Origin of the sequence: Pseudomonas sp. CC6-YY-74, assembly GCF_002025205.1 — a bacterium.
GTDB lineage: Bacteria > Pseudomonadota > Gammaproteobacteria > Pseudomonadales > Pseudomonadaceae > Aquipseudomonas > Aquipseudomonas paeninsulae.
Genome location: NZ_CP019947.1, coordinates 1,290,719 through 1,303,557 on the forward strand (window position 1 = coordinate 1,290,719; position 12,839 = coordinate 1,303,557).

9 protein-coding genes and 2 pseudogenes are annotated in these 12,839 nt (G+C 65.3%); 5 read left to right on the forward strand and 6 right to left on the reverse strand.

All coding sequences use genetic code 11. The features are described from left to right. Window positions 1-62: 62 nt before the first annotated feature. Window positions 63-1,553, reverse strand: a complete 1,491-nt coding sequence (locus B2D37_RS06025; RefSeq protein WP_079201867.1) for an aldehyde dehydrogenase family protein — start codon at window positions 1,551-1,553, stop codon at window positions 63-65. A 145-nt stretch (window positions 1,554-1,698) separates the two neighbouring features. Here B2D37_RS06025 and B2D37_RS06030 point away from each other — a divergent pair. The 5 genes and pseudogenes from B2D37_RS06030 to B2D37_RS06050 all read left to right on the forward strand — a co-directional run bounded on the left by B2D37_RS06030 (window position 1,699) and on the right by B2D37_RS06050 (window position 8,701). After that, window positions 1,699-2,600: pseudogene (locus B2D37_RS06030) on the forward strand (LysR substrate-binding domain-containing protein). Window positions 2,601-2,784: 184 nt separating this feature from the next. Beyond that, the gene (locus tag B2D37_RS06035; RefSeq protein WP_079201868.1) at window positions 2,785-4,035 is read left to right on the forward strand and encodes an aspartate aminotransferase family protein; all 1,251 of its coding nucleotides are present in this window, start codon (window positions 2,785-2,787) and stop codon (window positions 4,033-4,035) included. A gap of 110 nt (window positions 4,036-4,145) precedes the next feature. Continuing rightward, a pseudogene (locus B2D37_RS06040) lies at window positions 4,146-5,378 on the forward strand (DUF3422 domain-containing protein). Between the two features lie 161 nt (window positions 5,379-5,539). After that, entirely contained in the window at window positions 5,540-6,940 is a 1,401-nt protein-coding gene (locus tag B2D37_RS06045; RefSeq protein WP_256573152.1) for a VOC family protein, read from the forward strand. A gap of 78 nt (window positions 6,941-7,018) precedes the next feature. Then, window positions 7,019-8,701, forward strand: a complete 1,683-nt coding sequence (locus B2D37_RS06050; RefSeq protein WP_079201869.1) for a thiamine pyrophosphate-binding protein — start codon at window positions 7,019-7,021, stop codon at window positions 8,699-8,701. Between the two features lie 188 nt (window positions 8,702-8,889). On the opposite strand, the gene B2D37_RS06055 is transcribed toward B2D37_RS06050, so the two are convergent. From B2D37_RS06055 to B2D37_RS06075, 5 genes are all read right to left on the reverse strand, one after another. After that, entirely contained in the window at window positions 8,890-9,351 is a 462-nt protein-coding gene (locus B2D37_RS06055; protein WP_079201870.1) for an Lrp/AsnC family transcriptional regulator, read from the reverse strand. A gap of 128 nt (window positions 9,352-9,479) precedes the next feature. Beyond that, complete coding sequence (locus tag B2D37_RS06060; protein WP_079201871.1) at window positions 9,480-10,169, reverse strand: ABC transporter permease; 690 nt, start codon at window positions 10,167-10,169, stop codon at window positions 9,480-9,482. After that, a complete protein-coding gene (locus B2D37_RS06065) occupies window positions 10,166-10,861 on the reverse strand; it encodes an ABC transporter permease (protein ID WP_079201872.1) in 696 nt (231 codons plus the stop codon). Before B2D37_RS06065 ends, B2D37_RS06060 begins: the two co-directional genes overlap by 4 nt. A 58-nt stretch (window positions 10,862-10,919) precedes the next feature. Beyond that, window positions 10,920-11,672: an ABC transporter substrate-binding protein gene (locus B2D37_RS06070; protein ID WP_079201873.1), complete on the reverse strand. Its 753-nt coding sequence runs from the start codon at window positions 11,670-11,672 to the stop codon at window positions 10,920-10,922. Window positions 11,673-11,686: 14 nt separating this feature from the next. Next, window positions 11,687-12,460, reverse strand: coding sequence for an ABC transporter ATP-binding protein (locus B2D37_RS06075; protein ID WP_079201874.1), 774 nt, complete (start codon window positions 12,458-12,460; stop codon window positions 11,687-11,689). Window positions 12,461-12,839: the final 379 nt, after the last annotated feature.

The following is a 12,839-nucleotide window of genomic DNA, read 5'->3' on the forward strand; positions in this document are numbered from 1 at the left end:
ATCCATACATAAAAAGCAGCCCCGGCGCATTGCGCCGGGGCTGCTTTTTATTGCGTGGTTGCTCAGTCGAAGACGATACCCTGGGCCAGCGGTAACTCGCGGGAGTAGTTGACCGTGTTGGTTTGGCGGCGCATGTAGGCCTTCCAGGAATCGGAGCCGGACTCGCGGCCACCGCCGGTTTCCTTCTCACCACCGAATGCGCCACCGATTTCCGCACCACTGGTGCCGATGTTGACGTTGGCGATGCCGCAGTCGCTGCCGGCGGCACTCTGGAACTGCTCGGCCTCGCGCAGGTCGGTAGTGAAGATGCAGGACGACAGCCCCTGCGGCACCTCGTTGTTCAGGCGCAGCGCCTGATCGAGGTCGCTGTAACTGATCACGTAGAGGATCGGCGCGAAAGTTTCGTGGCGTACCACCTCGCTCTGGCCCGGCATCTCGACGATGGCCGGGGCGACGTAATAGGCATGCGGGAACTGCTCGGCCAGCTGGCGCTCGCCGCCGAAGACCTGGCCGCCTTCTTCGCGGGCCTGGTTCAGTGCGGTTTGCATGGCCTCATAGGCGTGCTGATCGATCAGCGGGCCAACCAGGTTGCCCTCCAGCGGATGGCCGATGCGCACCTTGGCGTAGGCGACTTTCAGGCGGGCGATGATTTCGTCCTTGACCGACTCGTGGGCGATCAGCCGACGCAGGCTGGTGCAGCGCTGACCGGCGGTGCCCACGGCGCCGAACAGGATGGCGCGCACGGCCATGTCCAGGTCGGCACTCGGGGCGAGGATCATGGCGTTGTTGCCACCCAGTTCGAGGATGCTGCGGCCGAAACGGGCGGCCACGCGTGGACCGACTTCGCGACCCATGCGGGTGCTACCGGTGGCGCTGATCAAGGCCATGCGCGGGTCGTCGACCAGGGCTTCGCCGGCGGCGCGATCACCGATGACCAGCTGGCTGAGACCTTCCGGGGCGTCGCCGAAGGCCTGCAGGGCCTGCTCGAACAGGGCCTGGCAGGCGAGGGCGGTGAGCGGGGTCTTTTCCGAGGGTTTCCAGATCACCGAATCGCCGCAGACCAGGGCCAGGGTGGTGTTCCAGGCCCAGACCGCGACCGGGAAGTTGAAGGCACTGATAACGCCGACCACGCCAAGCGGCTGCCAGGTCTCGCGCATGTGGTGGCCCGGGCGCTCGGAGGCGATGGTCAGGCCGTAGAGTTGCCGCGACAGGCCGACGGCGAAATCGCAGATGTCGATCATTTCCTGCACTTCACCCAGGCCTTCCTGGGTGATCTTGCCGGCTTCCCAGGACACCAGTTCGCCGAGATCGGCCTTGTGCTTGCGCAACACCTCGCCGAACAAGCGGATCAGCTCACCGCGACGGGGGGCGGGGACGCTGCGCCAGGCCAGGAACGCCTGCTCGGCGCGCTCGATCTTGGCCAGTACCGCGACGCGGTCCTCGAGGCTGACCGAACCGATCTGGCTGCCGTCGATGGGGGTATAAACCGGGTAGTTGCCATTCTCTACTGCGTGGGCGTTAACCCCGAGGCGGCTCAGAAGTCCGTCAACCATGGCTATCTCCTGTTTGTGCTGGTGGTTGAAAATTGCGATCCAGATCAGTATTAATCTTCCGTCTGGAACACAACAAGCGACCATTATTCGCCATGTCATTCCTAGGATTCATTCATGTGCCCCAGTGGGCCTTCGCGAGTACCCCATGTCCAAACGCCTGATGCCGTCGATGGCCGCCCTGCAGTGTTTCGAGGCCGTGGCCCGGCATCTCAGCTTCACCCGCGCCGCCGAGGAGCTGTTCCTGACCCAGAGCGCGGTGAGCAAGCAGGTCGCGCAGCTGGAGGAGATGCTCCAGCATCTGCTGTTCCGCCGCATCCGCCGGCGCCTGCAGCTGACTCCAGCCGGCTCGCTGTACCTCACCGAGGTCAACAAGATTCTCAAGCAGGTGGAGATGTCGACCCGCTACATCCTCTCCTACGGTGGCGAGACCGAGGTGCTCAAGGTCGCCACCCAGCCAACCTTTGGCGCGCGCTGGCTGATCCCTCACCTCAAGGGTTTTGGCGCCGCCAACCCGGGTATTCACCTGGATATCCGCAATGAGCTGGAACCCTTTGACCTGCTGCAGTCGCGGGCCGACGTGGTGTTCTTCTTCGGTCAGGGCACCTGGCCGGGCGCCGAGTGCATCGAACTGTTCGGCGAGGAGGTGGTGCCGGTGTGCGCCCCGGATATCCTCCCGGTCGCGCCGCTGGAAAGCCCCCTCAAGCTGACCGACATGCTCCTGCTGCAGTGCGCGTCGCGTCCCGAGGCCTGGCATGAATGGTTCCAGGGCCTGGCCTGCAGACCGAACACAGCTACCACGGCCCGCGCTTCGAGACCTTCTATATGTGCATCCGCGCCGCCCAGTCCGGCTGCGGGGTGGCGCTGGTGCCGCGGTTCCTGGTGGAAGATGAACTGGCCGAGGGCAAGCTGGTGATTCCCTGGGATCATCCGGTCGCCAGCAGTGGCGCACACTTCCTGGCCTACGCCGAGCACGCGGCAGAGGTGCCGAAGATCCGCAGCTTCGTCAGGTGGATCGAGGAGCAGGTCAGGCTCGAGCAGGGGCGCTAACCGACGCGATCTCGGAATTTAAGGAATAACAGCCGCGCTTTTTTTCGTTTGTGCGCCGGGTTGAACTCTCGCTTTCATAGCGGCCTATCCCACTAGGCCCAGAGGATTCACCCATGCCCGCATGCCAGACGCTCAGCTGTTATCCGTTCCCTCTGCGCCAGTCGCTCGCAGCGCGGGCGCGCCCATGAGCCAGGCGCCGATCAGCAACTCCCTGGCCATCGTCCATCCGATCAGCCTCAGCCATGGGCGCAATGCCGAGGTCTGGGACACGAGCGGCAAGCGTTATATCGACTTCGTCGGCGGCATCGGCGTGCTCAACCTGGGCCACTGCCATCCGCGCATCGTCGAGGCCGTGCGCGAGCAGGCCGGTCGGCTAACCCATTCGGCATTCAATGCCGTGCCGCACGAAGGCTATGGGCAGTTGATGGACGCGCTGGCGCGCTTCGTGCCAGTGAGTTACCCGCTGTCCGGCATGCTCACCAACAGCGGTGCCGAGGCCGCGGAGAATGCATTGAAGATCGTCCGCGCCGCCACCGGGCGCAGTGCGGTGATCGCCTTTGATGGGGGCTTCCACGGCCGCACCCTGGCCACCCTCAACCTCAACGGCAAGGTCGCGCCCTACAAGCAGAAGGTCGGCACCCTGCCGGGGCCGGTCTATCACCTGCCTTATCCCAGCGCCGACAACGGGGTCAGCCGCGAGCAGGCGCTGGCGGCCATGGAACGGCTGTTCAGCGTGGAGATCGACCGCGCCGAGGTGGCTTGCTTCATCGTCGAGGCGATCCAGGGCGAGGGCGGTTTCCAGGCGCTGGATGCGGCTTTCGCCCAGGACCTGCGGCGTTTTTGCGATGCCCACGGCATCGTCCTGATCATCGACGAGATCCAGTCCGGCTTCGGCCGCACCGGCCAACGCTTCGCCTTTAGCCGCCTGGGCATCGAGCCTGACCTGCTGCTGCTCGGCAAGAGCATCGCCGGCGGCCTGCCGCTGGGCGCCGTGGTCGGCCGTCGCGAACTGTTGGATGCGCTGCCCAAGGGCGGCCTGGGCGGCACCTACTCCGGCAACCCGATCGCCTGTGCCGCGGCCCTGGCCAGCCTGGCAGAGATGAGCGATGCCAACCTGGCGACCTGGGGCGAGTTGCAGGCCAGCACCATCGAGACGCGCTACCGCAGTTGGCAGCAGACGGCCTGGGCATCGATGATCGGTCGCCTGACCGGGGTCGGCGCCATGCGCGGCATCGAGTTACGCAGCGCCGAGGGCGGTCCCGGCAGCGAGCGCCTGGCCGCCCTGCTCGGCGCCGCTCGCGAGCAGGGTCTGCTGCTCATGCCCAGTGGCAAGGCGCGGCACATCATTCGCTTGCTGGCGCCATTGACCTGCGAGCGCGAGCGTCTCGAGGAGGGCTTCGACATCTTCGAACGGTGCCTGGCCGCGCTGGCCTGAGCGCGCCGCTCGCGGCCAGCGGCTGTGCCCTCGCGGCGCCTGGGGCAGTCTAGAAAACTCAGGGCAGGAACTTTGTCAGGATCTGACGGTGAGTTTCCAGGAGACCCTTGATGCACCCGCTGAGAGAAAGCCTGCACGCGGAACTGCATGCGCGACCGTCGATCTATTTCGCCGGTCCGGCCCATGTCTACCACTTCGCCATGCTGGATGACGGGGTGTCGCTCGACGGTCTGGTCCGCCAGCTCGACGAACTGGCGGACAACCCCTGACGGGGCGTGCAGCGTCATGGCCTGCTGCGCATCGCCGGCTGTGCCTTCAAGTGGGAACGCCACAGCGAATTTCTCTCGCTGACCTGGGTGGTGCCGCGTCAGGCGGATACCTCACGCTGGGCCGAACTGCCGCAGCCGTTGCGTGCTGGGCTCGACACCCATCGCCACCTGATCATCAATGCCCTGGTGATCCTCGTCGAGGATGAACCGAACGCCGATGGCCAACCGTGCAGTTATGGCTTCAAGGACCCGGCCGGCCCGCATTTCGGCAGCGGCGATGCCACGGTCTGGAGCGACTTTCGCTTGTCGGCGCAGGGCTTCAACCGCCTGCTGCTGGTCAATCGCGGCCTGAATGCCTACCGGCTAGGGCGGATGATCCGCCGCCTGGTGGAAATCGAAACCTACCGGATGCTCGCCTCGCTGGGGTTGCCGGCCGCCCAGGAGCTGAGCGCTATCCTGCAGGACTTGGACCGCGAGCTGATCGGTCTGGCCGAGCGTAATGCCGCCGCCGACAACAGCGAGGCCAAGGCCCTGTTCGACGGTCTGACCTCGCTCTCGGCCCGGCTGATGCGCTGCTCGGCTGGCTGCCGGCAGCGCTTCAGCGCCACCGCGGCCTATGCCCAGATCGTCTTCGAGCGCATTGCCGAGTTGCGCGAAAGCCATGTCGACGGTCACCAGCGCCTCGGCGTGTTCATCGAGCGGCGCTTCAAGCCTCGCGTGCGTTACTGCGCGGCCACCGAGCAGCGTCTCGATCGCCTGGCCGCCGGCATCGCCAACCTCGGCGAGCTGCTGCAGGCCAAGGCCCAGGTCGAAGTCGAGGAGCAGAACTCGAAGATCCTCGAGAGCCTCAATGCGCGCAGCAGCACCCAGCTGAAGATCCAGAAGGCGGTCGAGGGTTTCTCCCTGATCGCCATCAGTTACTACCTGATCGGTCTGCTGAAGATGACCCTGGAGGGACTGGCGGCCCTGGGTTCGCCGTTTTCCAGCAAGGTGCTGTTCGCCCTGTTGGCGCCGCTGTTCCTGCTGACCCTGGTGCTGCTGGCGCGACGCCTGAAACAGGCGGCGCAGCACTGACGGATGGACTGGAGGATTCTTTCAGGGAATGATCAGGAGAGGATTAGTCGTTTGAAAGGGGCTGTTCGGTTCGCCAGTATGTTTGGCATGAATCACCGGAATAGGTCTCTGCGCTGGAGATCCCGGTCAGACCGATCAGGCGAAGCAAGGAGTCGAACCCCATGAGTGTGCACGCGGCCGCCAACCGAGCAATGTGGGTCCATCCGGACGAAATCCGCGTGCAGTTTTCCCGCGCCATGTCCGCCCTGTACAAGGCTGAGGTGCCGCTCTACGGCGAGTTGCTGGCGCTGGTGGGCCTGGTCAACCAGCAGGCCCTGGAACAGGACGCCGAGCTGGCCGAGCGGCTGGAGCTGACCGGCGAAATCCAGCGCCTGGACATGGAACGGCACGGCGCCATCCGCTTGGGCTGCGCTAGTGAGCTGGCCACCATGCGCCGCCTGTTCGCGGTGATGGGCATGTTTCCGGTCGGCTACTATGACCTCTCCTGCGCGGGCGTACCGGTGCATGCCACTGCGTTCCGGGCGCTCCACGAAGGTTCCTTGCAGCACAGTCCCTTCCGCGTGTTTACCTCCTTGCTACGTCTGGAACTGATCGAGAACCCGGCGCTGCGTAAGCTGGCCGCCAGCGTGCTGGAGGGCCGGCGTATCTTCACCCCGCGCGCCATCGAGCTGATCGAGCGCTGCGAACAGGCCGGCGGCCTGGAGCAGACCGAGGCGGCTGAGTTCATCGAACAGGCCCTGGAGACCTTCCGCTGGCACCGCGAGGCGACAGTCAGTGCCGCGCTCTACCAGCAGCTGAGCGAGCAACACCGGCTGATCGCCGATGTGGTGGCGTTCAAGGGCCCGCATATCAACCACCTGACCCCGCGCACCCTCGACATAGACGCGGTGCAGGCCGGGATGCCGCGCCGCGGCATCGACCCCAAGGCCATCATCGAAGGCCCGCCCGCGCGGCGCTGTCCGATCCTGCTGCGTCAGACCAGCTTCAAGGCCCTGCACGAGCAGGTAGTGTTCGTCGAGGACAATGGTGATCGGACGTTGGGTAGTCATTCGGCTCGCTTCGGCGAGATCGAGCAACGCGGTGCCGCCCTGACCGCGAAAGGCCGGGCGCTATTTGACCGCCTGCTGGATAACGCCCGTCAGGCCGGCGAAGCCTATGTGCCGGCGCTAATTGCGCAGTTCGCCGAGTTCCCGGACGACTACGCCAGCCTGCGGCGCCAGGAGTTGGCCTATTTTCGCTACTTCGTCAGTCCGGCCGGGCTGGCTGCCAGGGCGGGTGGCGAGCTGGCGAGCGACCTGGAAGCGCTGCTCGCCGCCGGGCATCTCTGTTGCGAGGCGCTGGTCTACGAAGACTTTCTGCCGGTCAGCGCGGCGGGCATCTTCCAGTCGAATCTCGGCGAAGCAGGGCGAGGCAGCTACGGCCATTCGGCCAATCAGGATGCCTTCGAGCGCGACCTGGGCGCGGCGGTCTACGACGAACTGGCGCTGTATGCCGAGACCCAGCAGCGCTCGTTGGCCCAGTGCGCCGAGCAACTCGGCTTGGCGGAACTGCTCGGCGACTGACGGCTGGTCGCGTGCTCGGTGTATTGAATAGTCACTTGCCGCCGGGCGCGAGCCTGGCCGTTTTCGAGGAGTCGCGTCATGGACAACAACAAGGGTGCCCGCAGCGGCGGGCAGATTCTGGTCGATGCCTTGCGCATCAATGGCGTCGAGCGCGCCTTCTGCGTGCCCGGCGAGAGCTACCTGGCGGTGCTCGATGCGCTGCACGATGCCCGCGAGGAGATCGACCTGGTGGTTTGCCGCCAGGAAGGCGGCGCCGCCTATATGGCCGAGGCTTACGGCAAGCTGACCGGCAAGCCGGGGATCTGTTTCGTCACCCGCGGCCCCGGTGCGACCAATGCGGCCGTTGGCGTACACACGGCCTATCAGGATTCCACCCCGATGATCCTGTTCATCGGCCAGGTGGCCCGCGACCAGATGGAGCGCGAGGCCTTCCAGGAAATCGACTACCGGCGCATGTTCGGCCAGATGGCCAAGTGGGTGGTGCAGATCGACGATGCCCGGCGCCTGCCGGAATTGCTCAGCCAGGCCTTCCACCGCGCCATCAATGGCCGCCCCGGACCGGTGGTGGTGGCGTTGCCGGAGGACATGCTGAGCGATTGCGTCGCGGTGGCCGATGCCAGACCCTGCCGGCGCATCGAGGCGAGTCCGGCCGCTGCCGATCTACAGGCCATGACCGAGCTGCTCGATGCGGCCCAGCGGCCCTTGCTGATCCTCGGTGGTGGTGGCTGGAGTGCGGCGGCGGTCGCCGACATCCAGCGCTTCGCCGAGCAACGGCAGTTGCCGGTGGCGGCCTCGTTCCGTTGTCAGGACCTGTTCGACAATGGCCACCCGAACTACGCTGGCGACCTTGGCCTGGCGGCCGGACCGCAGCTGAGCCAGGCGGTGCGCGATGCCGACCTGCTGCTGGTGGTCGGCGCGCGTATGGGCGAGATCACCTCCGGCGGCTACAGCCTGCTGGAGATCCCGGTGCCGCGCCAGCAGCTGGTGCATGTGCACGCCGGTATCGATGAACTGGGCCGGGTCTACCAGCCAACCCTGGCGATCAACAGCGGCATGGCGGCCTTTGCGGCCCAGTCCGCAAGGCTCGCGTCCAGCAACAATCCAGTACATGCCGACTGGACCCACGGCCTGAATGCCCACTACCTGGCCAACCTCGACTGTCCACCCTCGCCGGGGCCGGTGCAGCTCGGCGAGATCATGGCCTGGCTGCGCGAACGCCTGCCGAGCGACGCCATCCTCACCAATGGTGCCGGTAACTATGCGGTCTGGGTCCAGCGCTTCTATCAGTACCGCGGTTTCCGCACCCAGCTGGGGCCGACCAATGGCTCGATGGGCTATGGCGTGCCGGCCGGCATCGCGGCCAAGCTGACCGCCCCGCAGCGCATGGTGGTGGCTTTCGCCGGCGATGGCTGCTTCATGATGAACGGCCAGGAACTGGCCACTGCGGCCCAGTACGGCGCCAACCTGATCGTCATCGTGGTCAACAACGGCATGTACGGCACCATTCGCATGCACCAGGAGCGCCACTATCCTGGACGGGTATCCGGCACCACGTTGCACAACCCGGATTTCGCCGCCCTGGCGCGGGCCTATGGCGTGCATGGTGAGGTGGTGGCCGCCACCGAGGAGTTCCCGGCAGCCTTTGAGCGCGCCGTCCAGGCCGGCATGCCGGCCCTGATCGAAATTCGTCTCGACCCCGAGGCGCTGACCCCGCGGCAGAGTCTCAGCCAGATCCGCGAGCAGGCCCTGGCGCAGTCCTGACGACCTGCTAAGGCGGGCGTGTTCGGCGCCCGCCGCTCTCAGTCCTAGCAGGCCGTTGAAAAATGTAGGCGTGGCAGCCGAGACAAGGCAAAAACAGGCGAGGACGCGGAGTTTACGAGCTGTAAATGAGCATTCCGAGCCTGTTTTTAACGCCGTATCGGCAACGTAGGTAGTTTTTCAACGGCCTGCTAGAGCTTCTGCCCGCGGTCCAGCTTGCAGGACAGGATGATCGAGGTGGTGGTCTTCTCCACCCCATCCACCGCCCCTATCTCATCGAGCAGTTCGTCGAGCCGCTCCGGTGACTCGGTGCGTAGCCAGGCAACGAAATCGAACTCGCCACTGACCGTGCAGAGCTGCTGGACTTCGGCCATGTGGGTCAGCCGACGCAGCACCTCCTTGCCCGAACGCGGTTGCAGGGTGATGCCGACGTAGGCCTGCAGGCCACCATCGAGAACCCGCTGGCCCAGACGCAGGCCGTAGCCGGTGATGATCTTGTTCTTTTCCAGCCGGGCGATCCGCGAGATCACCGTGGTGCGGGCGATGCCCAGCTTGCGCGCGAGCATGGCCACGCTCTCGCGGGCATTGAGTTGCAGGGCGGCGATCAGCTGGCGGTCGATATCATCCAGGCGGGCAGTGTTCAGTTCAGCCATACGGGGTCGTACCTAGGGGAACAGAAGTGGGGCCGGAGCAAGGGGAAAACCGGCAAAGTCTGCGGGCAGCGCGAGATGAGGTAAAGCGCTGGAGCAGCCCCACCCACGGCGGGTGGGGCTGCCATGATTCAGCGGCCCTGACAGGCGTCCACCCGCAGGCGCCGCTCCAGCACACGGAAAGCCTGCACCAGCACATAGGCGGCGATCAGGTAGAACAGCCCGGCAGCGAAGAAGATCTCCACCGGCTGATAGGTGCGGGCGATGATGGTGCGCGACATGCCGGTCAGCTCGAGCAGGGTGATGGTGCTGGCCAGGGCGCTGGCCTTGAGCATCAGGATCACCTCGTTGCTGTAGGCCGGCAGGCCGATGCGCGCGGCGCGCGGCAGGATGATGTGCACCAGGGTGCGCAGGTTGGACATGCCCAGGGCCCGCGCCGCCTCGATCTCGCCGGGCGGAATGGCCTGGATCGAGCCGCGCAGGATCTCGGCGATATAGGCGGCCGTGTGCAGGGTCAGGGTGACCACCGCGCACCAGTAGGCGTCGCGCAGCAACGGCCAGAGCGGTCCCTCGCGCACCGCCTCGAACTGGGCCAGGCCGTAGTAGACCAGGAACAGCTGGACCAGCAGTGGCGTACCGCGGAAGAAGAAGATGTAGCCATAGGGCAGGGCGCGCAGCCACCAGTGTCGCGATGCCCGGGCGATGCCCAGGGGGATCGCCAGGATCAGCCCGGCGATCACTGCGATCGCTACCAGCTCCAGGGTCAGCATGGCGCCTTCGGCAATCTTCGGCAGCCACTTGATGATCAGTTCCCAGTTCATGCGGCGCTCCTGATAAAGCCGCGGCCGGCACGCTTCTCGAGCAGGTGCAGGCCGATCATGGCGAGGATGGTCAGGCTCAGGTAGATGAAGGCGGCCACCAGGAAGAAGGTGAAGGGCTCCTTGCTCGAGGTCACGGCGATCTGTGAGCGGCGCATGATTTCCTCCAGGCCGATCACCGAGATCAGGGCGGTATCCTTCATCAGGATCATGAACAGGTTGCCCAGGCCCGGCAGGGCGATGCGCCACATTTGCGGCAGGATCAGGCGCCAGAGAATTCGCGGCCTGGACAGGCCGAGGGCCTGGCCAGCCTCGCGATGGCCCTTGGGGATGGCCAGGATGGCGCCGCGAAACACCTCGGTGGCGTAGGCGCCGAAGCACAGGCCGAGGGCGATGGTGCCGGCGGCGAAGGCGCTGAGTTCCAGGCTGTCGAGGCCGAGCAGGTCGGCCAAGCTGCGCAGCAGGCTGACCGTGCCGAAATAGATCAGCAGCACCCAGAGCAGCTCGGGCACCCCGCGCACCAGGGTCGAATAGCAGCCGCCGAGCCATTGCAGTGATTGGTAGGGCGAGGTCTTGGCCAGGGCGCCGAGCAGGCCAAGCACCAGACCCAGTGAGAGCGCCGACAGCGCCAGCTTGATGGTCATCAGGGCACCGGCCAGTAGCGCCGGGCCGAAGCCGTAGAGATCGAGAGTCATAGTTCGTACCACCACAGGGACAGGCATGGCGCGACAGGCGCCGTGCCTGTCAGGCCGGTCAGTAGATGCTGAAGGGGAAGTACTTGCTGTTGATCTGCTGATAGGTGCCGTCGGCGACGATTTCCGCCAGTGCGGCATTCAGCCGGCTACGTAGCGGATCGCCCTTGCGCACGGCGATGCCGATCTTGTCGTTGTCGAACACCGGCTCGCCCTTGAACTCGAAGCCCGTGCCGGCGTCGCTCTTGAGCCATTCCCAGTTGACGAAGGTGTCGGCCAGCACGCCATCGAGGCGCCCCGAGGTCAGATCGAGGTAGGCGTTTTCCTGGGTGTCGTACAGCTTGATATCGACCACCTCGCCGAGGTTGTCTTCCAGCCAGGTACCGGCGATGGTGGCGCGCTGGGCACCGATCACCTTGCCGTTCAGGCTGACTTTGTCGGTCTTGAATTCGGCGCCTTTGGGCGCGATGAACTGCAGTTTGTTGGTGTAGTAGGGGGCGGTGAAATCGACCGCCTGCTGGCGCTCCGCGGTGATCGACATGGAGGCGACGATGGCGTCGAATTTCTTGGCGTTCAGCGCCGGGATAATGCCGTCCCAGTCGGAGGTGAGCACTTCGCACTCAGTTTCCATCTTGGCGCAGAGGGCCTGGGCGATTTCCACGTCGAAACCGACCACCTGACCGCCGGCGGCGATCAGGTTGAAGGGCGGGTAGGCGCCCTCGGTGCCGATCTTCAGTTTTTCGGCGGCTACTACGCTGCTGGCGAAAGCCAGGGTAGCGGCGGCGGTCAGCAGGATTTTCTTGTAGTTATGCATGCGATGACGCTCCGTTAATGATTGCTGGACATGAACTGCCTGCAACGTGCCGACTGCGGGTGATCGAACACCTGCGCCGGCGTGCCTTGTTCCTCCACCAGCCCCTGGTGGAGGAACACCACTTCGCTCGACACCTGGCGGGCGAAGTTCATCTCATGGGTGACCAGCAGCATGGTGCGGCCTTCATCGGCCAGGGCGCGGATCACGCTGAGGACTTCCTGAACCATTTCCGGGTCGAGGGCCGAGGTCGGCTCGTCGAACAGGATGACCTTGGGCTCCATGCACAGGGTGCGGGCAATCGCCGCGCGCTGCTGCTGGCCGCCGGACAGCTGATTAGGGTAGACGTGGCGCTTGTCGGCGATGCCGACCTTGGCCAGCAGCGCCTCGGCCCGTTCGGTGGCCTCGGCCCGGCTCAGACCGAGCACCCGGCGCGGCGCCTCGGTGATGTTGTCGAGCACGCTCATGTGCGGCCACAGGTTGAAGCTCTGGAAGACGAAACCGATTTCGCTGCGCAGCCGATTGATCTGCTGGTTGCTGGCCGCGACTAGGGCGCCGCCGTGGCTTTTCTTCAGGCGCAACTCTTCACCGTTGACCAGGATCTGTCCGCGGTGGGGCGATTCCAGCAGGTTGATGCAGCGCAGGAAGGTCGACTTGCCCGAGCCGGAAGAGCCGAGAATGGAGATGACGTCGCCGTCACGGGCGGTCAGGGAAATGCCCTTGAGCACCTCATGGTCGCCGTAGCTTTTGTGCAGGTCGCGGATTTCCAGTGCAGCTGGGGAGCCAGTCATTGAAGCACCTCTTATTATTCTTTTTTCGCGTAGCGGATACTGCCGGGTCACGCCGATCACTGCTGCCCGCTATGCGTCGCAGGCGTTCAGTATTGCGTCAGGCTGACCAGTCGCTGGTCAGCGAATACAGGCGTTGCAGTCGCGCGCCTGGGCAGCTTCAAGCTTCGATGGTGGGCGCTTGCGCGAGCATCCGTCGAACGAAAACAACGACCCACATCATTCCGCAAATGACTCAACTTGCAGTCTGAGCGAGCCGCAGCAGGCCCGGCGGCGTGGTGCCTGCGGGTCGGACCTTGCAACGGCTGGGCTGTCGAGCAATCCCAGCGCGTTGTTCAGCGGTAAGCGTGTCAGGGGTGTGCCGCAGCCAGGCCGCCGCACA